This is a genomic window from Streptomyces sp. NBC_01288, from assembly GCF_035982055.1.
Lineage (GTDB): Bacteria > Actinomycetota > Actinomycetes > Streptomycetales > Streptomycetaceae > Streptomyces.
This window is the reverse complement of the sequence record NZ_CP108427.1, coordinates 1,233,894-1,254,978: the sequence shown is the minus strand read 5'-3', so window position 1 is coordinate 1,254,978 and position 21,085 is coordinate 1,233,894. Positions and strand designations below refer to the sequence as shown.

Genomic DNA, 21,085 nt, shown 5'->3' with positions numbered 1-21,085 from the left:
GACATACACCGGGATGATTCGAACTCCCCGTCGGCTACGACGTCCCGCGCAGCCGAGGCGCCCGCGCCCCCGCGTCGACACTCCCGCCGCCCCGCTCCACCTCGCCCCCGAGCCCCCGCGCCCAGGCCGCCACCCCCGCGAGATCCATCCCGTACGGCCGCTCCCGCCCCGACCGGGACGCCCACTCCTCGACGCCCCCGGCACCGCGCCGCAGCAGCCGGGCCCCGCCGGTGACGTTGCCCCGGGCCGCGTGCGTGAGCCCCACGGCGAGCTGGGCGAGCCCGCGCCACAGGGCACGCTCCTCGTCCGGCCCCGACTTCCAGGCGTCCTCGAACACCTCGTGCGCGTGGAACGGCTTCCCCTCGTCGAGCAGCGCCTGCGCCTCCACGACGGTGTCCTCCGGCGCCCGCACGACCCCCTCGGGCTGCCGCGCCACACCGTCCGCGTCGTACGGCAACGGTCGCCCGAGCCCGTCCCGAGGCCGGGCATTGCGCGCCCGCCCCTCGCCGTCCCGGTCCCGCGCACCGGCCGTACCGCCTGAGGTTGTGTCGCTCATACGACGATTGTCCCGCGCCCGGCACCGGCTTCGGCGCACCCCCGGGCGTGGGGTAAAGTGCTGTTCGCGCGATCACACGGTTCTCCGTGGGAAGCGCACCGGGACGTGGCGCAGCTTGGTAGCGCACTTGACTGGGGGTCAAGGGGTCGCAGGTTCAAATCCTGTCGTCCCGACTCGACAGAGTCGCAGGTGAGGGGCGGTTCCGGAGGAATCCGGAACCGCCCCTCGGTCATTGTTGGGGACCAGTTGGGGACCAACCTGCCTTGACCGGTGTCATCGGGTGAGGACAGCCGTCGCGGGAAGTGTGCGCGGGGCGCGTAGCACGCTGAGGTGTGCGGAGAGTGCCGTACCCGCGGCTGTGATCTTGTGGATGTCCGGGTGCAGGTAACGCTGGGTGGTGGTCAGCGATCCGTGGCCGGCGATTCTGCGCAGGACGTGGATGGGGACTCCGGCGTCCGCGAGCCAGGTCAGTCCGGTGTGCCGGAGATCGTGGCGGCGCAGGTGTTCGTAGCCGAGTCGGGTGACCACCTCGTCCCAGTGGGTGGCGTCGCGCAGGACCGCGGTGGAGATGCGTCCTCCGCGTGGGCCGGTGAACAGGCGCGCGTCAGGGGCGGGGCCGGCGGAGAGGATGCGCTGGGCAACGAGCGGCCGGATCTCCTCGATGATGGGAACCTTCCGGGCGCGCTTGCCCTTGGTGCCCTTGTCGGTCAGTCCGCCGGGCGCGGGCGTGGTTTGGCGCCGTACCGTCCAGATCCACTGACTTGTGTCGATGTCTCCGACGCGGCACCCGGAGACCTCTCCGATCCGGGCGGCGGTGCTCGCGGCGAACAGAACGACGTCGCCCCAGCCTCGGTACTGGTTGGAGGAGGCGGCCACGAGTGCCTCGGCCAGCTGGACGAGCGTGTCCCAGTCGGGCAGGGCGAGGGCCCGTGGGTCGCGGAGTTCGTCCTCGGCCTGCTTGTAGAGCTTCTGCCAGCCGCTGACGCGGGCGGGGTTGACCTTGATGATGCCGTCGCGGACCGCCTGCTCCATGACGCGGACCAGGACGGCGATGGTGTTCTTGACCGTGGAGCGACTGTGGTCGTCGACGATCCAGTTTTGCACGCTGCGGTCGACGACGCCGTTGGTGATCATCCGTACGGCGAGGTGGCCCAGGGCTGGGACCACGCGCATCCGCCATCCCGCGAGATACGGGTCGAGGGTCTTCAACTCCAGCCCGCGCAGGGCGAGATCCATGTTGGTGTCGCCGTATTCGGCGAGTTTCATGGTGGCGAGCGACGGGGACAGGCCGGCCTGCGCGGCGTCGATGATGTCCTGGAGCCACTCCTGAGCCTCGTCCTCGTCCGCCTTTCCCTCCGACAGGGACAGGCGTCGCTTCGTCGCCGGATCGAACCAGCGGACGCGCGCTCGGTAGGGATTGGGACGATCGGGCCGGTACTCGATGTCGGTGGAGAGCTTGACGCCGACCGGAACAATGGTCTTCTCGGCCATCAGGCTTCTCGGCGCGGGACGGTCCGGCGGCTGTGCAGCCATTCCTCGACGTCGAGCGCGCTGTACATGACGACGCGTTCCGAAACGGAGACGAACGGCGGGCCCTGCGGTGGCCGGGCGGTGCGCCACCGACGCAGAGTCGAGGCGTCCACGTGCAGACAGGAGGCGAGATCACTCGTCGAATACCAGGCGTTGGCCAGAAGGGACGAACGGCTGTCACCTTGGACGGAGACGGCCTGACTGGCTATGGAGTGCGCCGCGTGCTCCTTTTGCTTGCGTGGCTGATGGATTGTGGAATCTATTATCGGTTCGGGGGGCAAGTGCGGTGGATCTCCGGGCGGTATGGAGCACCAAACGGATACCGGAGAAGAACCTCCGGCGATGGATGACACCGCTCGCAAACGGAGAACAGGGGATTCCACCTCCGCAGCGGTGGTGAGTCCTCGCTGATGGATCGATCCGCAGTGGTGCTCGGGGCAGCCCTCTCTGTCAGCCTTGGGTGAGACATCCCGCTTTGTCGGGTTAGCCTGAGAGGGCACGACAGGAGAACCACCCCCTCATGACCAGCACCACGCCCGCCGGATCCGACCCGGCGCCCCGGCCGAAGCGCCGCACTTTCAGCCCCGAGTACAAGCTGCGGATCGTGGCCGAGTACGACGCCGCCCCGAAGAACGAGAAGGGCGCAGTCCTGCGCCGCGAGCGCCTGTACCACTCGCACGTCAAGGAATGGCGGGCCGCGCGGGATGCCGGGGCCCTGGAGAAGCTGGTCGACCAGCGCACCAGTCCGGCGAGGCCGAAGAAGCCTGCCGCCGAGGCGGAGAACGAGAAACTGCGCCGCCAGGTAGAACGGCTGGAGAAGGAACTGGCCCGGAACAAGGCCGCGTTGGAAGTCATGGGAAAAGCTTCCGCGCTCTTGGAAATGATCTCCGAGAGCGCGGACTGAACGCTGCCGCCGAACCGGTGCTCGACGACGCGTTCACCGGTGTCCAGGGCGAACTGGGCATCACGGCCGCGTGCCGGCTGACCGGCCGCTCCCGGGCCACCCACTACCGCCGGCTGCGGCCCCCGACCGAGCGAAAACCCAGAAAACCGCAGGTCCAGCCCTCATCCCTCACACCCGATGAGCGGGCGGCGGTCCTGGAGATGATGAACAGCGACGAGTACGCCGAGATGCCGCCCGCGCAGATCTGGGCCCGCGAGCTGGATGCCGGGCGTTACCACTGTTCCGTCTCCACGATGTACCGGATCCTGCGCGAGAAGGGGCAGTCCGGCGAGCGCCGCCGCCAGGCCACCCACCCGGCGAAGACGGTGCCCGAGCTGGTCGCCACCGGGCCCTCGCAGGTGTTCACCTGGGACATCACCAAGGCGGCCGGACCGGCCAAGGGCATCTGGTATCACGCCTACGTCATCATCGACATCTTCAGCCGCTACGTCGTCGGCCACACCGTCGAGCGGGCCGAATCAGCGCTGCGGGCCGAGGAGTTGATCCGCGAGACCATCACACGCAACGGCATCGTGCCCGAGACCGTCCACGCGGACCGCGGCACCTCGATGACGAGCAAGAAGGTCTCCCAGATGCTGATCGACCTCGGCGTCACCCGGTCGCACTCGCGGCCGAAGACCTCCAACGACAACCCCTACAGCGAGGCCCACTTCAAGACCACGAAGTACATGTCCGACTACCCCGAACGGTTCGACTCGCTGGCCCATGCCCGTGAGTGGTTCGAGGCGTTCATCGCGTACTACAACCACGAGCACCGGCATTCGGGCATCGGCTGGCACACACCGGCCAGCGTGCATTTCGGCACCGCCGAGGAGGTCCGCGACCAGCGTGCCGTCACCCTCGCCGAGGCCTACGCCTGCCACCCCGAACGCTTCGGCCGCCGCCCCCGACCACCCCGGATACCTCAGCAGGCATGGATCAACGACCCGGCCAAACGCAGAGAGTCCGCACCACAAACCTCATAGCGTCACGACCGTCTCACTGGACTTGAAATCTTCCGCAGACGTTGGACAACAATCGTCTGCAGAAACGCCGGTTTGGCTAACCGGCGATGTGCGGCTATGTTCCCCTCGCTCACGAGCGAAATTGCCGGAGCGCGGCTCCTGCGGGGCGACGAGATTCGTCGGATGTGTCGGCGATCGCGTACATGCTTGACGCATCAGGTGCCGTGCCGTTTCATGCTTTCCCGATGACGCACCATGTGGAGTGCGTGGCGATCCTTGAACCGGTGGTCAAGCTGTCCTGACCTGCGGTTTTGTGCGTGCGCATTATGTGCGGTGTGGGCGTTACGGGCGATATCTTGACGCTGAAATGACGCTCGTGACGCTCATTTGACGCTCGTTCTGATGGGATGTCAGGTGTGTGGATGGGCTGGTCAGACCACCTGAAATGATCAGGCTCCAATCCGCTTGCGGGGATCCGACGCGAGGACGACGAACCCGGACTTCCGTGCCCGCCTCCGACCGGCCACCCTCGATCTGCTTGACACGTCGTCGGGTGGCGTCGTGTTGGGTCCCGGCGGCGTTGAGAGGCGGGCGCAGCCGGGTAGCAGGTTCGCACCTTGGAGCTCCTCTGTAACGGTTGTGGCGATGGTCGGCGCTGATTGTGCTGTCGAGCGGAGGTGCGGCGGCGGCCACAGCAGCGTTCCGCGACCCTGAACAACGGGGCGGGCGGTGCGAGCCTCTATGCTGACTGCTTTCACGAGCGGGGGAGGGTGTGTTGGCGCGGCAGGTCACGCTCGGGCGGGACTTCCGACGGTTGTGGGGTGCCTACGGGGTCAGTGCTGCGGGCAGTGCCGTCGCCATGGGGGCTTTGCCCCTGGTCGCCCTCCTGGTGCTGCATTCGTCGGCGTTTCAGGTCTCTCTGCTTACTGCTTTCTCCGCAGTGGCCAGTGCGGTGATCGCCCTCCCGCTCGGTGTGCGTATCGAGCACCGGTACAAACGACCTGTCATGATCACTGCCGATCTGGTCCGCTGCGCGGTACTGGTGAGTGTTCCGGTCGCGGCTGCCTTCGGCGGGCTCACCTTCATCCACCTGTGTGCCGTGGGCATTCTTCAGACGGCTGCGGCGGTTGCGTTCGACGCGGCGAGCGGTGCGCACCTGAAGGCGCTTGTCCTGCCCGAGCACCGCCTTCGCGCCAACAGCCTGTTCGAGACCGCCAACTGGATCAGCGTCAGCGCCGGTCCGCCCGTCGGCGGGTTTCTGGTCGGTGTTCTGGGCCCCACCGTGACGATGGCGGTCGATGCCGCGTCCTTCCTGGGATCCGCTATCGGTATCCGCCGTATCCGGCGGCCCGAACCCGCGCCGACGGCACGCGCCGCTGCCCCTCGCCTGGGCCGCGACATTGCCGTCGGCTGGCAGTACATCCTGCGACATCCCGGACTGCGTGCGTTGTTCTGCAACTCCCTGCTCTTCGGCGGCTCCATCATGATGACGTCACCGTTGATGGCCGTCCTCATGCTGCGTGACCTTGGCCTCGCACCGTGGCAGTACGGACTTGCTCTGGGACTGCCCTGCCTGGGCGGTGTGCTGGGCTCTCGCCTGACTCCGCCGCTCACCCGCCGTCTGGGGCAGCGCCGGATCCTGTTGCTGTCCGGCGTCGCACGCACACTCTGGACGATTCTGCTGCCGCTTGCGCCGTCCGGTGCTCTCGGCGTGTTCACCATCGTGGCGGTTGACTTCGGCCTGTTGTCCGCGGCCGGCGTTTTCAACCCGTCGTTCACCACCTACCGCATGGAGGCCACGCAGGACGCGTTCATGTCCCGCGTGGCTACCTCCTGGTCGGCCAGCTCGAAGACGTGCCAGGCAGTTTTCATGATTGCCGGTGGCCTCCTCGCCGATGCGGTGGGTGTCCGTGGTGCGCTGCTCATCGCTGGGGTGCTGTGTCTGTCGAGCGTGCTCCTTCTGCCATGGAAGACGACACGCACTTCCGCCCAGGGCATTCCAGCACCGGCGGGGGAGCCGGTTCAGGAATCGGCCCCATCCCCGGCCGACTCTCCATAGCGAACTGCTGGCCCGCGCCGGCGGTCACGATGAGTTCCTGTTGCTCAAGTTCCCAGCACAGGCTTGGGGTTGCTGATTCGCTCATCGTGGCCTCGGCTAGGTTGCCGGCATGGCCGTCGAGATCGTTGAGTTCGAACTGACCGAGCCCTGGACGGGCTTCATCGCTGAGCCGCTCGTGCGTGGCAGCAATGCGGGTGTACTCGTGCTGTCTGGATCGAGCGGCCGGATCGAGCGCGAACGGTGTCGGCTCTTCGCCCGTGCCGGTGTGATCGCGGCGACGGTTCGGTGGTTCGGCGGGCCCGGGCAGCCGCCGGGCATCTGTGAGGTTCCGCTGGAGATTCTTGTCGAGGCGACCGGGCTGTTGCGCGGGCGTGGTGCTGAACGGGTCACCATCCTGGGGCTTTCGAAGGGCGCTGAGGCGGCGTTGCTGGTGTCCACGCTCTCGGACTGCGCGGATGCTGTGATCGCGCTGGCCCCCTCGTCGGCCGTCTGGGCCAACGTCGGCCCAGGACACGACGGCCGGGATCGCCCGTATCGATCCAGCTGGACTTGGCAGGGGCAGCCCCTGCCCTTCGTCCCCTATGTCGAGTCCTGGCTCCCGGCGGAGCCTTCAGACGGGCCGGTCGCCGTGCTCGACTGGTACGAATCCAGTCTCACAGCATGCGAGGACCGCCTCGACGCCGCGGCTATCCCGATCGAGAAGGCCGACGCCGATCTGGTGCTGGTCGCGGGCGGCGCCGACAGGATGTGGCCGTCCCTGCGGTTCGCCCAGGAACTCGCTGACCGGCGCACGGCGGCCGGGCGGGACGCGATGGTGATCACCCGGATCGACGCGGGCCACCGCATCATCTTCCCGGACGAGGTGGCACCGCCTCCATCCACTCGCTTTGACCACGGTGGCACCCCGGAGGCCGGCGCAGCGCTGGGAGCGGTCGCCTGGCCGCACGTGATGGCAGCCATCCGCGGCTCCTGAGCCTGTCAGGCGCCGCTGGTCAGGAAGCCGGATCCCGAAAGACCGAGGCCACGTCCGGCGCGATGCGGGCCCGGTCGACTGTCGGCAGGCGCCGGTTCCCACCGCGCTGCGAACTGCCCGAGACGGAGGCACACATGGAGGCACACATGGAGACAGACCTGGTCAGTCGCCTGGACGAGGCGGCCACACGGTTCGTGATCCCCCTGCGTATGAACGAGGGGTTCGACGAGCAGGCGCTTCTTCGGCTCCAGGAGGAGATCGATGGGTGTTCGACGGCATGGAGGAATGAAACCCACGTGCCGAAGCGTGCGGCGTTGATCCTGGCCGAACTCCACCCGGCGATCGAGGCTTGCGCCTGGCTGTACGACGGAGACGTGCGTCAACGGATCCAGGAGGCAGGGCTGTTGGTGTCAGAGACAGTGGTCGAAGCCCTGGACTGAATACCTCCCTCGCGTCGCAACGTCCCTTCCCGCAGGCCCAGCGCGAAGAGACGCGAGCCGGCAGTACGGCGGTCGATGAGATCGCGCCCGGCCCGTCGAACTGTCCTGACATCAGTCGATCAAGTTCAGAGTTGACTCTCCGACGTACCGGCGTACCGGGCGCATTCGAAGTCGACGCGGCTAGTTGGCAGTTGGCCCCTGGGGCCGGGCACACGCTGCGTGCCCGGCCCTGACCCTGCGGGTTCTGTGTGGCGGGTGTGTCAGGTGTAGTAGCCGCTGGAGTCGATGACGAGGTCGGTGGTGCCGGTGCTGTCGTTGTAGAGGGTGATGGATCCGCTGGTGTCGGTGGGGGTGAGGGTGAGGTTGGCGAGGGTGTCGCCGGTACCCCAGTTGATGTTGCTGGTGGCGGGTTTGCCGACGCTGGTGGGGTAGACGGTGGCGTTGCCGCCGGCTGTGGGGCCGGTGATGGTGACCATGGCGGCGATGGTGGGAGTCGTAGCCGTGGTGACGTGCTGGGTGGTGGTGCTGTTGAGGGTGTAGGTGCTGTTGGCGGCGACGGGGCTGGTGGATCCGCCGATGCCGCTGCGGGTGTCGACCAGGCGGGTGGGGTTGATGGTGTGGAATTTCTGGCCGGTGGTGCTGGTGGTGTAGTAGCCGGAGATGTCGGCGAGGACGGCGGTGGCGCTGGCGTGGACGGAGATGGTGATGGTTCCGGAGGTGCCGATGGGTACGTCGCCGGAGAGTGAGGCGATGGCGTTGCCGCTGTTGAAGCTGAGGCTGGTGGCGGCGGTGGGTGCGTATCCGGTGGCGTAGGTCTGGAGGTAGCCGGTGCCGGTGGCGTCGGCGGCGGCGAGGTTGATGGCGACGGCGGTGGCGGTGCTGGGGATGCCGTTCTGGCCGGTGATCTGCAGGGTGAAGGTCTTGTCGGCGGCCACGGTTCCGGTGGCGGTCAGGCTGGTGTGGGCGATGCTGGCGCGGGTGTCCAGGGCGCGGACCGCGCTGGTGAGCGGTGTGTAGGTCTGGTCGCCGGTGACGGTGGAGTCGCTGGTGAAGTAGCCGGTGACGTCCACGATCAGGGCGGCGGTGCCGCCGGTGGTGTTGATGTGGGTGTAGAGGTCGATCTTGCCGTCGTTGCCGACGGGGACGATCTGGTAGCCGGTTGCGGTGGTGGACGCCGTGAAGTTCGTGGATGAGGTCTTGGGTTGCTGGGTGCCGTCGGCGTAGGTGGTGACGTAGCCGCCGTCGGTCTGTGCGGTGGCGGTCACGTCGACGGCGACCGCGGTGACCGAGGCCGGGATCGTGGTGGGTGCGCCCGTGACGGGTGTGGTGACGCTGTCGCCCGCGATCTTCAGATGGGTGACGGAGTCGGTCGCGATGGTGCTCGTGCCGGCGGTGACACCGCTCGTGTAGGTGAGGCCGCTGCTGGTGCGGGTGTCGAGGATGCGGGTGGGGGTGACGGCCTGGTGGTATCCGGCGGGGGTGTAGGGCTGGGCGGGCGGTACGACGGCGCCGGTCCAGGTCTGTGCGCGGGCGAGTTCACCGGTGAAGTAGTCCGTGCGGGCAGAGGTGATGTAGGCGTCGCCGAGCTGGAAGGTGCCGCCGGCTCCGGTGCTGGGGGCGGTGTGGCTGCCGGTGGCGACGAAGACGTCGTCGACGTACAGGTTCATTACGCGGGTGGTCTTGTCGTAGGTGGCGGTCAGGTGGGCCCAGGTGCCGAGGTGGACGGTGCCGCCGGTGACGGTGTCGAAGCTCCAGGCGGTGCCCGCACCGGTGTTGAGGCTGAACTGCCAGCCGTCCGTGGTGGGGATCAGCAGGATTCCTGAATCCGCGCTGCCGGTCTGGGAGAGGACCGCGCCGCCGTAGGCGGTGGGGTCGGCCCAGATGGACACGGTGAGGGACTTGGTGAGATCCAGGGCAGCCGTGCTGCCCTGCAGGTAGTCGTGGTCGGTGGAGTCGAGGGCGACGTCGGGGTCGAACAGGCCGTCGGTGGGCGCGGTGACACCGCTGGTGCCGGTGAGGCTGATTGCGCTGGTGCCCCCGTCCTTCGCGGTGAGCGGGGCATCCGCGTAGGTGTTGTAGTCGTTGAGGGGCCAGTCGTGGGTGTCTGTGGTCAGGGCCTGGCCTGTGGGGGTCGTCCAGGTGGCGGTGGTGCCGGAGAGGGTCATCTCATGGGCGGTGGCGGTGCCGGTGCTGCTGATGGTCCACAGGTCGGGTGTGTTGTCGTTGTTGATGTCGGCGGCTTGGAGGGTGGGCTGGCTGACGGAGTCCCAGCCGGTGGTGGCTGCTTCGACGGAGGTGAGGGCGGTGGCGCCGTTGGCGAGGCTCTCGAGGTTGTCGGGGCTGAGGTACCAGAGCTGGCCGTGAGAGGGATCGTTGGTGTCGGTGCTGGTGTCGCGGGCGAACAGTTCTGGTAGGCCGTTGGCGTCGAGGGCGGTGGTGATGCTCCAACCGCTCCAGTCGGTGGTGCAGCTGGTGGTGGTCGCGGTGTTCTGGGCGAGGCAGTACGGGTTGTACTCGGTCAGCTCGATGGCCTGATCGGCTCCGGGGTACATGCCCTGGCCGTCGTTTGAGGGTTCGTCGTAGAGGTAGCCATTGATCAGGAGGAGGAGGTCGGGGTAGCCCGTGGAGGTGTAGCCGTTGAGGGTGTTGTACAGGTTGCCGCCGCTGGCGATGGAGGTGGCCGGGGTGGTGGTGACGGTGGTGGTGTCGCCGTCGCCGGTGGTCGTGGTGGTCAGGGCGAAGACTCCGGTGGAGTTGGTGATGGGGAGGGAGTCGACGGGCTGGAGGTCGGTGCCGTCGCCTTGGCCGCGCAGGATCTCGCCGCTGATGGCGCCGTTGGCAGTGTTGTAGCTGTAATCGAGGACGTCGTTGAAGCCGGCTCCGGTGAAGAAGTGGCCGGTGATGGCCTGGGTGCCGTCGAAGGACGTAGGGGTCTCGGTGGTGTCGATGCCGTTGCCGTCGATGCCGACGTTGCGTGCGACGGGGTCGACCTTGCCGCTGCCGGTGCCGACGGCCTGCCAGAGTCCTGAGGGCAGGGAGTTCTTGCCGCCGACGGTCAGCAGGTCGGCGTTGCCGTCGCCGTTGAGGTCGTCGTCGGTGGCGGTGGCGGGAGCCTGGGCGATGAACCGGTAGTCGTCGGTGTCGCCGATGTTCCCGCCGCTGGAGACTGCGGTGACGGTCAGGACGTTGGTCTGCGTGGTCGGCTTCAGCGAGATGGTGGCGGTGTAGGGGCTGGAGCTAGAGGCGGCGACGCTGACCGGATTGCCGCCGTTGAGCTGGTAGCGGTAACTGCCGGGTGCGGAGCTGGTGTTGGTGTCCGTCAACGTGAAGCCGGCGGCCGTTCCCACGGTGCACAGACTGTCCCCCGAGGGACTGTCCGCGAGTTCAGGACACTGACTGGTGGTGGAGGCTATGGCACTGATGCTGGGTGCGCCCGGGATGGTGGGGTCGTAGTAGAAGTGACAGGTCTTCGACTGACTGCTGGTCAGGTCTCCGTCGCCGACGGTGAGGTACCAGGCGAACTCGGTTTTCGCGGTGAGTGCCTGGAAGGGCCCCGAGGTACTGGTGTGCGAGTACGGGGTACTGGCCGTTGTGCCGTTGGGGGCGCTGATGGCGCGCGGGTAGGTGGTGCCGCTGGACATGTTCTTCAGCGTGAAGTTGGCGGTGAGCTTGTTGATGCTTCCGTCCGGATCGGACACTCCGGCGCGCAGGGTGACGTCGCCCAGACCCAGGGTGGCGGGAGTGGTGGCGGTGCAGCTGGTGGCCGGGCTGGTGGTCAGGGTGGTCGGGGTGTTGGGAGTGTGGTCGTAGGTGGTGGTGATGGTGGCCTGCTTGCTGAACTGCTTCCAGGCCATGTCGTCGCCCTCGTCGGCGGCCCGCAGGCCGAAGGTGGCCTTTGACCACTTGCCGGCGGCGGCCGACTTCATCAGCGAGCTGATGTCGAAGGTGACGTCCGCAGGACCACAGGAGGCGGACCAGCCATGCGCCGCGGTCTGCGTGTCGAGCTTGCTGAACCAGAACTTCTTGTCCGGGTCACTGGAGCTGTGCGAGTTGGACCAGGTGGTGCCGGAGGTGATCGAGGCCGTGTGCCACAGGTCGACTTCCGTCTTGGTGCAGGAGGCCGACCAGTTCTCGTAGAAGGAGATGCTGGAGGTGATCGAACTCGGGTCCGCGCCCCAGACGCTGCTGTGGATGCTGGTCTGGAACAGGGCCCGGTTGGTGGAGACGTCGGAGGTCCAGTCGGTGTAGCCGACGTGCAGGGGACCGGGAGTGGAGGCGGCAGGCTTGTAGAACGCGGTGTCGGGCCACTCGCTGTCGACGAACGCCCATGCCTGGACGGTGTCGGTCTGGCCAGAGGGCACGAAGGTGGGGTCGATGTAGACGGGGTAGACGGTGTCCTTGCCCACCAGCAGCCGATGGTCGGGCGAGAGCCGTATCTTCCCGGCGCGGTAGGCGGCCTTCAAGCTGGTGGTACGGGCCGCTGTACCAGGAGAGGCGGGGCTGGAGCTGACCGGGTCGCCGGTGCGGGTATCGACGCTCTGACCGGTCTGGGGGTTGGTCACCTTCGGGGTGTTCGCGGCGGCACGGCCGGAGTCCCACATGGTGGGGGCGGTGGCGGAGAAGACGGTGCGTCCGTGGCGGTCCTTGGCGGTGATGTCACCGGCCATGTCGCTGGCCAGGGTCACTCCGGTGGCCTTGGTGGACAGATTCAGGTCGCTGAGCGCGGGGTTCGCCGCGGCGCCGGCGTTCTTCACGACCAGCACCTCACTGAACCCGCCGGTGTCCTGCGCGGTGACGGCGAGATCCACATCAGGCAGCACGCTGCGGTAAGTGGCGGTGGCGCCCGAGAGCGAGGGTGCTCCCAGCGTGAACGCGGCGGGCAAGGACACCGCCAGGGTTCCCTCGCCGGCCCGCATGGTGGCCAGCGGGGCGTCCGCGCCGCCTGACAGGGTCAAAGAACTGGTCGACACCTTGGGGGAGATGGTGCCGTCCGCTTGACGCACGAGCGTCGGATCCAGGCTCTTCCATCTCCCGTGCACCAGTTTGCGCACCGGGGCGATGGTCTGTCTGAGCGTCAGCGTGCCGTTCGGGTTCGCGGTCAGGGTGGAGGAGTCCGTCGTCGCGGCCGTCGCCTGGACCGGCTTGCCGGAGGCCCGCGCCTTCGCCAGGGCCTGATCCTCACTCAGCCCCGGGGAAACGCCGGCCGAAGGCCGGCCGGCTGCGCCGGCGTGAGACGCCGATGTGGCCGCGTGAGCGATGCCGGGAAGCCCCACGGCACCCGAGACAGCCAGGGCAGCGGTACCGACAATCATGCGGCGCGCCCAGGAACGAGGCAGAGACGTCCGCGAATTATTTTGCATTTTCTTTCCCCCACTTATTCATGCTGATGGAAATTCCGCACGGCTTACCCTCGACCTATGCCGAACGACCTTGCGCGAGGGTCAATATCTCGCAAAATGGCCCCGGTGGATTTGTTCGTCCGTTGTGACGCCCACCCGTTGCGGAGCGGGGTGCGGATGTGGCGTTGAAGGCGGCCGGATCGCGCCACCGTATGAGGATTTAGTGGCCTGACATGCGGTTGTGTGACCCAGATCACGGCGTGTACATGCCGTGGATGTCCACTTCTGTTGAAGTTTGGCCATCTTCTCGGGCGGGTTCTTTCCTAACTCATTATTCATTTGGATTGAACCTTCATGTACTTCTTTCCGTCGGGGAGTAATCACCGCAGCAGTAATAGGTGCAGGTGGTTGTTCGATATTTCGGCATGTCGTCATGGCGAGGGGGAAGCCGTGTCCGGTAGACGGGTGCGTGGAAACAGCGGGATGGTAGAGGCGCGATACCGGCGCACAGCCGGGAGGCTTCTTGTCGGGTGGGCCGCGGTACTGGCCTGGTCCCTGTGCCTGAGTCTGGCCTTTGGATCGACAGCGACCGCGCTGCCTACTACGACGGCCACCACGTCGGCTGCGAACGCGAAGCCGAAGGCGGACCTCGGCCGCTCAGTCACCGGCCTGAAGCCCGTTCCGCACAAGAGCGTGCATCTCTCCGGCGCCACCCGGCATACAGCCGTACCGACCCGGACGGCGTGGCCGGCCGCCAAGACACGGACTCTGAAACTCGCAGCACCGAAGCACTCGGCGACCACGGGTTCCAAGGCCACCGCGTCGGGAACACCGGTCTGGGCACGGGCAGTAGCACCCAGCAAGGGCACCTACGCGGGCCCGACCACGCTGGGGGTCTCGGTGAAGTCGCGGCCCCTGTCCACCCGGCTGGGTGTGTCCGGCCCGGTCTGGTCTCTCGCCATTAGCCAGAGCGCCGGTGCCGGTGCATCTGGCTCGGGCCGAGTGACAGTGGGCCTGGACTACGGTGCGTTCAGCCAGGCGATCGGCGGCAACTACGCCTCCCGGCTGCGACTGGTGACACTGCCCGCCTGCGCACTCACAACCCCTCAACTCGCCCAGTGCCGCAAGCAGACACCACTGACATCCCTCAACGACCCCAACAACACAGCCGTATCCGCGGACCTCACGCTCGGCAGCACAGGCTCGGTCAAGAGCGCCGCCTCCACCAGCGTCAGCCAGGCCGCGGCTGGATCGGCGTCTTCGGCTGTCTACACCGGCGCGGCCTCCAAGTCCGCGACGGCACAGACAGCATCGACCTCCGGCGCGGCCACCGTGATCGCGGCCACCGACTCCACCGGGCAGGAAGGCGGAGCCGGAGGGAACTACGCCTCGACCCTGTCGTCCGCGGGCTCCTGGGGCCAGTCGGGCTCGTCGGGCGACTTCACCTACACCTACAAGGTGGACTCGCCTGAGGCCACGACGTCGCTGGCGCCGGACGCGTCGCTGTCCTACGACTCCGGCAGCGTCGACGGGAAGACGGCGAATACTCAGGCCCAGTCGTCGTGGGTGGGCGATGGATGGACCACCCAGGACTCCTTCGTGGGACAGGAGTTCACGCCCTGTTCCGACTCCCCGGAGGGCAGCGCCGGGTCGGTGACCACACCGGACGAGTGCTACGACGGCCCGATCCTGACGATGTCCCTGAACGGATCGTCGACGTCCATCGTCTACGACAAGGACACGTCCACCTACAAGCTGTCCGACGACAACGGTGCGACGGTCACCAAGGTGACCAGCTCGTCGAACGGATCGGGTACCTACGACACGTCGTACTGGGTGATCACGGAGCGGGATGGCACCAAGTACTACTTCGGCCGCAACGAGCTGCCCGGCTGGGCCTCCGGCGATGACGCGACGAACTCGGTGGACTCCGAGCGCGTGTACTCCGCCCACTCCAGCGACCCCTGCTACAACTCCACGGCCACCAGCAGCTACTGCACCATGGCCTACAAGTGGCACCTGGACTACGTCACCACCCCCACCGGCGACGCGATGGCGTACTACTACAAGCAGGACACCAACTACTACGGCGCGTACAACGGAGCCTCCGAGGTCAAGTACGTGCGCGATTCCTACCTCGTGCACATCGACTACGGCTTCACCACCGCCACCGGCCCCTACGGCACCGTCCCCGACAAGATCGTCTACGGCACCTCGGTCCGCTGCACCTCCACCAGCAGCAACTGCGGCAGTTCGGAGACCTCCTCCAACGCCTCGTACTACCCTGACGTGCCCTACGACTTGGCCTGCGCCTCCGGGGCCACCTGCAGTGCGTACGGGCCGTCGTTCTTCTCTACCGTCCGCTTGAGCTCGATCACTACGCAGCAGTACTCGGTCTCCTCCAGCGCGTATGTGACGGTCGACTCCTACGCGCTGACGCAGACCGAGCCGTCGACAGGTGATGCGACCAGCGCGACGCTGTGGCTCTCCTCGGTCCAGCGCACCGGCTCGGACCTTACTGCGGGCGGCTCGACCTCGTCGATCCAGATGCCGGCGGTGAAGTTCACCGGCTCGGCGCTGGAGAACCGGGTCAGTACTTCCACCTACCCGGGCCTGTTCCGCTACCGCATCACAGCGATCACCAACGAGTTGGGCGGAGTGACCGGGGTCTCCTACACACTGCCGACCGCCTGCTCGACCTCGGCCACACCGTCCTCGAACACCGCCTCATGCCTCCCGGAGTACTGGACGCCCAGCGGTTACATCAGCCCGATGCTGGACTGGTTCAACAAGTACGCGGTCCAGGAAGTCCTGGAGACCGACAGCACCGGCGGCTCGGCAGCCAAGGAGACCGACTACTCCTACAGCGGTGCGGCCTGGCACTACGACGACGACGAGACCACCAAGGCCAAATACCGCACCTACGGGCAGTGGCGCGGCTACCAGCAGGTGACGACCACCACCGGCAACGGCTCCGGCGACGCCCAGACCAAGCAGGTCGACTCCTACTACCAGGGCATGGACGGCGACCGGCTCTCGTCCACCTCGAACCGAAGCGTGTCGCTGACCGACTCCCAGGGCGGCAGCCACACCGACTCCGCCCAACTCAGCGGCCAAATACTGGAGTCCACCTCTTACCTTGGCAACGGCGGAGGCGTCGACCACTCCACGATCACCTCGTACTGGATCTCCGCGGCAACCGCGACCCGCACCCGTTCCGGGCTGCCGGACCTGACCGCCAACGCTACGAGCACCGCCGAGGCATGGACCCGACAGCGGCTGACCGACGGCGGCACCACCAGCTGGCGCTACAACGAGACCGACACCACGTACGACGCGACCCGCTCCGACGACGACTTCGGCCTGCCGACCTACGCCTACACGCACACCGTGCCGGCCAGCACCGCCTACGACCAGTGCACCGCCACCACGTACGCACCGGCCAACACCAGCGCCAACATCGTCGGCCTGGTTTCCGGCACCGAAGTGGACTCGGTCGCCTGCTCCGGCTTCAGCGAGGGATCCGTCAGCTCTGCCCCCGACGGCTTGAACACCCTCGGCGCACCCACCAGCGTCAACCGCCCTGACCAGGTGGTCTCCGCCACCCGGACGCTTTACGACGACACCACCTTCTCCACCGCCTTCCCGCAGGCCGCCGCCCCGACCATGGGCCTGGTCACGATGACCCGCAAGGCCACCGACTACGGTTCGGGCGCCTTCACCTGGCGCACCACCGCGAAGAACACCTACGACAGCACCTACCACCGCCTGTCCAGCACGGCCAACGGCAACGGCAACACCACCACGACCGCCTACACGGTCAACTCCGCCTACCTGACCACCGGACAGACCGTCACCGCACCCACCGTGAGCGGCGTCGCCCACACCACCAGCTCGACCCTGGATCCGGAACGCGGGCTCACACTCACCAGCACTGACGCCAACCACGTGGTGACGACCGTCCAGTACGACGCGCTGGGCCGGGCGACCTCGGTGTGGAAGAACTCGCGCGCCACCACCTCGCTGGCGAACCTCACCTACACCTACACCCTGTCCAGCAGTTCCCTCTCGGGTGTGGTGACCAACACCCTCAACGACAACAGCGGTTACCTCACCTCGGTCAGCATCGAGGACTCCCTCGCCCGCACCCGCCAGACCCAGACCTACACGCCACAGGGCGGCCGTCTGATCGACGACACCCTGTACGACTCGCGCGGCTGGACGGCGAAGAAGAACACCGACTACTGGGACTCCGCCACCACACCGACACTCGGGCTGAAGTCGGTGGCCGACAACCAGGTCGCCGAGCAGGACGTGTTCACCTACGACGGGCTCGGGCGACAGGTCTACGACATCTCCGAGAAGAACGCGGTGATCGTCTCCACCACGACCACGGTCTACAACGGCGACGCCACCACCGTCATCCCGCCCGACGGCGGCGTCACCAAGACCACTCGCACCGACCCGGCCGGCCGCACCAGCGAACTTGACGAGTACACCGCCACACCCACACTGGCCACGCCGCTGAACACCGCCACCGGAATCTTCTACCTCACCGGGGGCACCCGCACCGCGACCACCTACGGGTTCGACGGCCACAACCAGCAGTCCACCACCACCGACGCCAAGAACCAGGTGTGGACCAGCACTTACGACCTGGCCGGCGAAGTGGTCTCCAAGACCGACCCCACCGCCGGCACGACCTCCGCCATGACCTACGACGCGGACCGCAACCTGCTGCAGGCCCAGGACTCCCGCGGCCAGTACGTCTCCTACACCTACGACGCGCTCGACCGTAAGACCGGCCAGTACGCCGCCTCCACCGCCGACCAGACTGCCTACGCTTCCACCAGCTCACCGGGCAACCAGACCGCGGCCTGGGTCTACGACAACTCCAACACCGCGATCTCCGGTATGACCTACCCGGTCGGGCACGTCACCACCGCCACCTCCTACAGCGGCGGCTACGCCTACGTACAGCAGGCCGTGAACTTCAACGTCTTCGGCGAGTCCCTGGGCGAGGAGACCATCATCCCCCCGGGTGCACAGGGCTCGGTCCTCGGCAAGACCTGGAAGATCACCCACACCTACACCAGCGTCAACGGTCTGCTGTGGACCGATGCCTACGCCCTTGGTGGCGGACTGCCGGCCGAGGTCATTACCCACGGCTACAACAACGACGACGAACAAAACGCGCTGGCCACCACTGCCTACAGCTACGTGCAGAGCACGGCTTACAGCGCCTATAACCAGGTCGCCCAGGTCCAGCTCGGCTCCTCCACCTCCTACGCCACCGTCACCGACGGCTACGACGCACGCACCGGGGACCTGACGGACCAGCTCGTCACCCGCTCCACCACCACCCCCGCCACCATCGACGAGACCGCCTACACCTACGACCTCTCCGGCAACATCACCCACCAGACCGAGACCCGCTCCGGCTCCAGCACCACGGCTGAAACCCAGTGCTACACCTACGACACCCTCGACCGCCTCACCACCGCCTGGACCACCGCCTCAACCGCCACCAACACCTGCGACACCACCCCCACCAGCAGTGACCACAGCACCGTCGGAGACGGCATCACCGGCGGAACCTACTGGACCAGCTGGACCTACGACGACATCGGCAACCGGCTCACCCAGACCCAGCACAGCGTCTCCGGCACCGGCAGCGACACCCTCACCACCAGCGGCTGGTCCAGCAGCCAGCCCAACACGATGACCGGCACCACCACCACGGGCGGCTCGACCGGCTCGACCAGCTACGGCTACGACGCCGCCGGAAACACCACCACCCGCGACACCAGCACCGGCGACCAGACCCTCCTCTGGAACAACGCCGAACAGCTGACCAGCGTCTCCAACAGCACTACCGGCACCGCCACCAGCTACATCTACGACGCCGACGGCGACCTCCTGCTGCAGATAGACCCCAGTACCACCACCCTCTATCTCGGCAGCGAACAGATCACCCTCAACGACTCCACCGGCACTGCCACCGGCGTGCGCTACTACAGCGCCCCCGGCGGCACCACCATCGTCCGCACCGGCACCGGCACCAACTACGGCTTCGAACTCGCCTCAGACCAGCACGGAACCAACAGCCTCTACCTCGACTACACCGCCCAGACCCCCACCTGGCGCCAGTTCGACCCCTACGGCAACACCCGCGGCACCACGACTACCTGGGCCGACAACCGCACCTTCCTCAACAAAACCACCGACACCACCACCGGCCTCACCGACATCGGCGCCCGCGAATACGACCCCACACTCGGCCGATTCATCAGCCTCGACCCCGTATTCATCGCCACCAGTCCCCAGGAACTCGGCGGGTACACCTACGCCGGCGATGATCCTGTCGGTGAGAGTGACCCCACCGGCCTGTGCATGGCGGACATCTGCGGTGTCGGCACACCGAAGGGCAACGTGGTAGGCGGTTCCAGCGGCATCATCACCGACGGACCCGTCGACCCCGGATACAACAGCGCAGGCTACTGCCACAATGGCTCTTGCGGCCGGACCCACTACAACACGAGCTGGGGCACATCACACAGCGGTAGCGGAACCGGAAAGGCAACGGTCAAGCGGCCTAAGGGATTCGGTGAGACGATCGCACTAGCCAAGGTCGCTGGCCTAGTCGACATCCTTTCTCACATAAATGAGGTAACGAATCCGGCCTGCGTGGTTTCCTTCGGGGTCTGCAGCGGCGATCCGGACGCGGTTGACAGCTTGATGAGCGATCTTGGTGCGGATACTGATTCACCTACCTATCAGGCATCCGCGAAAAACGGTGAAGAAGCTGGCGCGTGGTTGGCTGGTGGAGAATTCGGCGAGGCAGAGTCAGAGATTCTCGGGTTTGCCTGCAGTTTTGCGCCTTCCACTCCGGTTCTGATGGCGGATGGCAAGACCAAGCCGATCGATAAGATCAAGGCTGGCGATAAAGTCCAGGCGGCCAAACCGAAAACCGGAAAACATGAGGGCGCCCGGACAGTCCAGCACGTGTGGATCAACCACGACCACGATCTGCTCGACCTAACCATCCGCGCCAACGACGGCCGTACCGCGACCTTCCACACCACTTCCAACCACCCGTTCTGGAACGACCGTACCCACACCTGGATCTCCGCAGGTGAACTCCACGCTGGTGATGCCCTCAGCACGCCCGCCAACGGCCACGTCTACGTAGTTTCAACCAAGGTCACACCGGGTGCGGCAAACCGCTGGAACCTCACCGTCCAGCAACTCCACACGTACTATGTGCTGGCGGGCGCCACGCCAGTTCTCGTTCACAATTGTAATCCGGTCAAGGACTTCGACGTGCCGAGCACGCCGGGGGTTTACACTATTCACCTGAGGGGTGGAGAGAAGTATGTTGGAATGTCGACAGCAAATATCCAGGATCGCGTAATAGCTGCGACCAAGCCGTCCCACGCTGTGGGCACTGCTGGTTATTCATGTGCGGATATCTGCAATGTTACCTGGATGTCTCTCCCTGCGGGTGTCAAGTCCGTTCCTGCTAGAAGGTTGGAGCAGACAGTGATGGAGGGATTGAAGGTCCGAGGTATTTCTCTCGTTAATCGACGAGATCCTGAATTTGATGTCACCGGTCTGGGTGGCCCGGAAAACTGGAGATAATGACGTGGGAACGTGGAGTAGCGGTATCCTGGAGAGTGACAGTGCGCAAGACTTCATTGACCAGGTGAGAGGCATGCCTGTCGAGGAACGGTTGGCCTCCGTAGAAGATCTTCTGGCGAAGGTCGCAGCAGACGCATCGGTCATCAACCGAGAATTCCTTCCGGAGGAAGTAGTTGCAGCTGTGGCAATCGTTGCGGCGGCTGCCACCAAATCACGTGACTTCGTGTGGATGAATGACGAGAATTTTCTGGATGCAGTCCATGGCATCCGCCGACAGGGTCAACTCCATAACGTAGCCCTTGCTGCCTTGAGCGAGGTTGCCGATGGAGATGATGCATTCCTGTTGGCGGGATGGAAGGATGATGGCGACCGCGCCGCTGTGGTTCGACAGGTTGACGAAATTAGGGCGGTTCTTTCCGGAGTCTAGGCAATTCAGCCTAATGCTCCAGCAGTGTTTCGCTACCTGGCCTGATCAGGAGGCGTCGCCCGGAGTGTAGTTGGCTGATGGCGTGTCAGGGCAGTCTTGACGCACGAGCCCCTCCGAGGAATGGATTCATCGGCGGTAGTGGTAGCGGTGGGCGACGGCCTGGCGCCTGCATCGCCACTGATTCATTGAGCTTCTTCGAGTTGGCCACCGAT

General features: G+C 66.3%; 11 protein-coding genes and 1 tRNA gene. 8 read left to right on the top strand and 4 right to left on the bottom strand.

Annotated features, from left to right (window positions below):
* Positions 1-34 precede the first annotated feature (34 nt).
* The gene (locus tag OG194_RS05605; protein ID WP_327399720.1) at positions 35-556 is read right to left on the bottom strand and encodes a DUF309 domain-containing protein; all 522 of its coding nucleotides are present in this window, start codon (positions 554-556) and stop codon (positions 35-37) included.
* A gap of 99 nt (positions 557-655) precedes the next feature.
* Here OG194_RS05605 and OG194_RS05600 point away from each other — a divergent pair.
* A tRNA-Pro gene (locus OG194_RS05600) sits at positions 656-729 on the top strand.
* A 100-nt stretch (positions 730-829) separates the two neighbouring features.
* Here OG194_RS05600 and OG194_RS05595 read toward each other — a convergent pair.
* Positions 830-2,047, bottom strand: a complete 1,218-nt coding sequence (locus tag OG194_RS05595) for a tyrosine-type recombinase/integrase (RefSeq protein ID WP_327399719.1) — start codon at positions 2,045-2,047, stop codon at positions 830-832.
* Complete coding sequence (locus tag OG194_RS05590; protein ID WP_327399718.1) at positions 2,047-2,199, bottom strand: hypothetical protein; 153 nt, start codon at positions 2,197-2,199, stop codon at positions 2,047-2,049. Before OG194_RS05590 ends, OG194_RS05595 begins: the two co-directional genes overlap by 1 nt.
* Positions 2,200-2,606: 407 nt before the next feature.
* Here OG194_RS05590 and OG194_RS05585 point away from each other — a divergent pair, with 407 nt between their 5' ends.
* From OG194_RS05585 to OG194_RS05565, 5 genes are all read left to right on the top strand, one after another.
* Positions 2,607-2,990 carry a hypothetical protein gene (locus tag OG194_RS05585; protein WP_327398715.1) on the top strand — a complete coding sequence of 128 codons (384 nt, stop codon included), beginning with the start codon at positions 2,607-2,609 and terminating at the stop codon, positions 2,988-2,990.
* A gap of 17 nt (positions 2,991-3,007) precedes the next feature.
* Positions 3,008-4,015 carry an IS3 family transposase gene (locus OG194_RS05580; RefSeq protein WP_327398716.1) on the top strand — a complete coding sequence of 336 codons (1,008 nt, stop codon included), beginning with the start codon at positions 3,008-3,010 and terminating at the stop codon, positions 4,013-4,015.
* A 754-nt stretch (positions 4,016-4,769) separates the two neighbouring features.
* Entirely contained in the window at positions 4,770-6,053 is a 1,284-nt protein-coding gene (locus OG194_RS05575) for an MFS transporter (RefSeq protein WP_327399717.1), read from the top strand.
* Positions 6,054-6,162: 109 nt separating this feature from the next.
* A complete protein-coding gene (locus OG194_RS05570; RefSeq protein WP_327399716.1) occupies positions 6,163-7,026 on the top strand; it encodes an acyl-CoA thioester hydrolase/BAAT C-terminal domain-containing protein in 864 nt (287 codons plus the stop codon).
* A 146-nt stretch (positions 7,027-7,172) separates the two neighbouring features.
* Positions 7,173-7,466 carry a hypothetical protein gene (locus OG194_RS05565; protein ID WP_327399715.1) on the top strand — a complete coding sequence of 98 codons (294 nt, stop codon included), beginning with the start codon at positions 7,173-7,175 and terminating at the stop codon, positions 7,464-7,466.
* A 260-nt stretch (positions 7,467-7,726) separates the two neighbouring features.
* Here OG194_RS05565 and OG194_RS05560 read toward each other — a convergent pair whose 3' ends face one another.
* Positions 7,727-12,778 (bottom strand): beta strand repeat-containing protein, encoded by a 5,052-nt coding sequence (locus tag OG194_RS05560; protein WP_327399714.1) that lies wholly within the window; start codon positions 12,776-12,778, stop codon positions 7,727-7,729.
* A 1,029-nt stretch (positions 12,779-13,807) separates the two neighbouring features.
* Between OG194_RS05560 and OG194_RS05555 the strand changes: the two genes are divergently transcribed.
* Both OG194_RS05555 and OG194_RS05550 read left to right on the top strand, forming a co-directional pair.
* Positions 13,808-20,446, top strand: a complete 6,639-nt coding sequence (locus OG194_RS05555) for a polymorphic toxin-type HINT domain-containing protein (RefSeq protein WP_327399713.1) — start codon at positions 13,808-13,810, stop codon at positions 20,444-20,446.
* Positions 20,409-20,873: a DUF4259 domain-containing protein gene (locus OG194_RS05550; protein WP_327399712.1), complete on the top strand. Its 465-nt coding sequence runs from the start codon at positions 20,409-20,411 to the stop codon at positions 20,871-20,873. Before OG194_RS05555 ends, OG194_RS05550 begins: the two co-directional genes overlap by 38 nt.
* Positions 20,874-21,085: the final 212 nt, after the last annotated feature.

Excerpts from the sequence above, each read along its gene's own strand:
- OG194_RS05605 (WP_327399720.1), bottom strand. The coding sequence starts at position 556 with ATGAGCGACACAACCTCAGGCGGTACGGCCGGTGCGCGGGACCGGGAC.
- OG194_RS05595 (WP_327399719.1), bottom strand. The coding sequence starts at position 2,047 with ATGGCCGAGAAGACCATTGTTCCGGTCGGCGTCAAGCTCTCCACCGAC.
- OG194_RS05585 (WP_327398715.1), top strand. The coding sequence starts at position 2,607 with ATGACCAGCACCACGCCCGCCGGATCCGACCCGGCGCCCCGGCCGAAG.
- OG194_RS05570 (WP_327399716.1), top strand. The coding sequence starts at position 6,163 with ATGGCCGTCGAGATCGTTGAGTTCGAACTGACCGAGCCCTGGACGGGC.
- OG194_RS05565 (WP_327399715.1), top strand. The coding sequence starts at position 7,173 with ATGGAGACAGACCTGGTCAGTCGCCTGGACGAGGCGGCCACACGGTTC.
- OG194_RS05560 (WP_327399714.1), bottom strand. The coding sequence starts at position 12,778 with ATGATTGTCGGTACCGCTGCCCTGGCTGTCTCGGGTGCCGTGGGGCTT.
- OG194_RS05550 (WP_327399712.1), top strand. The coding sequence starts at position 20,409 with ATGTCACCGGTCTGGGTGGCCCGGAAAACTGGAGATAATGACGTGGGA.